1 protein-coding gene is annotated in these 389 nt (G+C 33.7%); it reads left to right on the top strand.

What is annotated here, in order from left to right:
• Window positions 1–389 (top strand): hemagglutinin repeat-containing protein (locus UNSWCS_RS11180; RefSeq protein ID WP_035144206.1); only part of this gene is annotated, 389 nt, incomplete at both ends.

Consider the following 389-nt stretch of genomic DNA (forward strand, 5'->3'; position numbering starts at 1 on the left):
CTATTAACAAATAGTGGCAACATAAATTTAAATGCAAATAAAGATATCTCTATCATCTCTTCAAATATAAACTCAGCATCTGCTCTAAATTTAAATGCTTTAAATGCCATCTCTATACTAGCAGCCAAAGAGCAAAGCAAAGAGATAGCCTTGCATAAAAGCTCCACTTTTAATCCTCTTGGAATTTTAACCTATGTGGCTACTCTTGGAACCAGTGGTGGCAAGATATATAGCGCAAAACATAACGAACAAGGCACTCTTGATGGTATATCAAAGCTTTCAAATATATCAGCTAAAGATAACATAAACTTAAACACATCTGATGCGACTATCACAGCAAATTTAAGCTCAGATAAAAATATAGAGGTAAAAGCAAACCAAACCACCAT

Origin of the sequence: Campylobacter concisus UNSWCS, assembly GCF_000466685.1 — a bacterium.
In the GTDB taxonomy this organism is placed as follows: Bacteria; Campylobacterota; Campylobacteria; order Campylobacterales; family Campylobacteraceae; genus Campylobacter_A; species Campylobacter_A concisus_A.